Consider the following 2,119-nt stretch of genomic DNA (forward strand, 5'->3'; position numbering starts at 1 on the left):
ATGAAACTACTGAACTGGTGACTTATCAATATGATCCTTTTGGTCGTCGTATTAGTAAAACCATTAATGGTGATATCACCTATTTTATTTATACCAATGAAGGTCTGATTGCTGAATTAGACCATCGTGGTCAGATGACTGTTGCCTATGGTTGGGTACCTGATACCGAATGGGGAACCAGTCCACTGTGGCAGGCAAGTTTAATCGCTGCTAACCAGACACTACAAACTGCGTCTTACCATTATCTGATTACGGATCATTTAGGCACACCACAACTGGCCATTAACAATCAAGGCCAGCAAACATGGAAAATGCACAGTGACGCTTTTGGTAATGCGGTATTAGATCCTAATAACCAAATTACCTTAAATTTACGTTTTCCAGGGCAATATTATGATAAAGAAATGGGACTTTCTTATAATTACTTTAGGGACTATAATCCCAAAATAGGGCGTTATATCCAAAGCGATCCGATAGGCTTAAATGGGGGAATTAACACCTATGTTTATGCAAATAATAATCCATTAACTTATATTGACCCAACAGGTGAGTATGGAATATATGCGATGTTAATAGGTGGAACTATAAATTTAGGGATGCAATTTAGCATGAATATGTATATAACAAGAGATTGGAGAACATCCTTGCGTTGTATTAATATTGGACATGTTGTCGTTTCAGCAGCAATAGGTTATATTGGGCCTGGACTTTTGGGAAATATAGCACTAGGGAAACCAGGGCCGTTTGGGTTAAATCGGGTAGAAAATACCATTATTTATGCTACAGGTACAGGACCAGTAGGGTATGTCTATAAAAAGATAATGCCTAACAAACTTAGATTTGGAAGTGATTGCGAATGTCAAAATATTGATGAAACTGAGCTAACAGATATAATTTCATCTATTGTTATACATTAATTACAATTATTAATGATTATGAGTCAAAGGTAGAATATAATGTGTACATCTAATATTGTTATTGCAGGAAACTATATAATGATTAAAGAAAGCTTTATAGGTATCTTTCCAGCTGGATTGTTTATCTCATTTATAATTCAAACTATAGCAATGAAAAAGAATTGGCCAAAGGTTCTACTTTACACTGATATCATTTTTTCTTTTATAATGGGGTGGGTATATGCAATTTATGTTAGGGAGGAAGAAAATATATTAACTATAATCAAACTTGTATTTTATGTTATGTGTTTTGGTTGTTTTTTTTCAGCTTTCTATTGGCTAGAAGCTCGAAGGTTTCCTTGGAGTAAACAGAGTAAGACAAGTGAAAATGAGACAAAAAAGCCACCCTATTAATATATTATAATAATTAAATTGTGTGATAGAGGAATTATTTTAAGTTATTAATTTCTAAATCACATTCATAATTAGCATTTAAAGTTGTTCCAAAAAAGAAGTAAGTAATTAAAAAACAGGTATAGGCTATTATAGCCTATACCTGTTTTTTAATTAGATAATACAATGCCATTACAAAACGAATAACAATCATATTCAATACCAATACGATGCGGCAGGAAATCTGATAAAACAAAGTTATATTGAAAAAGGTCAAACAACTTCAAGTCAGGTTGTCGCTTATAGCTATAATCGGGCTAATCAATTAATTGATATACTACAAACTGGTGACACCCATTCCCACTTTGTTTATCAGCTTGATAAACTTGGTCGAGTAATTCAAGAAACGATTACCTATGGCACAGGTGCAGATAGTATTACTAAGACTTTGCAGTACGCTTATGATAAAGAGGGGAATTTAGCTTCCATTAGCTATCCTGATAATACTAAAATAACCTATGGATATGATAAAAACCAACTAAAACAGGCAACACTGGCTAATGGCGAAGTGATTAAGTGGAGTGATTACCACTGGTTTATGCCATCTAAAGTGACTTATCCTAATGCAACGCAAACTAAGTGTAACTATCCCCTAAAATAGTACAGCAAAAAAGTAGAAAATTCTCTATGATAAAAGTAAAGGGGATTTAATTATGAAAAAAATGACTGAACATCAGATTGTATCTATTTTAAAAGAAGCTGAAGCCGGTATTCCTGTCAAGGAGCTCTGTCGTAAATATGGCATGGGTAATTCAACTTTCTATAAATGG

Annotated in this window: 4 protein-coding genes; all 4 read left to right on the top strand. The window is 33.5% G+C overall.

The window, feature by feature from the left end:
• Positions 1 to 917, top strand: a 917-nt coding sequence (locus ACYIAM_RS12955; protein ID WP_483748550.1) for an RHS repeat domain-containing protein, incomplete at its 5' end; no start/stop codon positions are given.
• Between the two features lie 39 nt (positions 918 to 956).
• Positions 957 to 1,310, top strand: coding sequence for a hypothetical protein (locus ACYIAM_RS12960; RefSeq protein ID WP_483748551.1), 354 nt, complete (start codon positions 957 to 959; stop codon positions 1,308 to 1,310).
• A gap of 160 nt (positions 1,311 to 1,470) precedes the next feature.
• Entirely contained in the window at positions 1,471 to 1,950 is a 480-nt protein-coding gene (locus tag ACYIAM_RS12965; protein ID WP_483748552.1) for a hypothetical protein, read from the top strand.
• Between the two features lie 52 nt (positions 1,951 to 2,002).
• Positions 2,003 to 2,119 (top strand): transposase (locus ACYIAM_RS12970; RefSeq protein WP_483747552.1); only part of this gene is annotated, 117 nt, incomplete at its 3' end.

The organism is Gilliamella sp. X-60 (assembly GCF_057063585.1).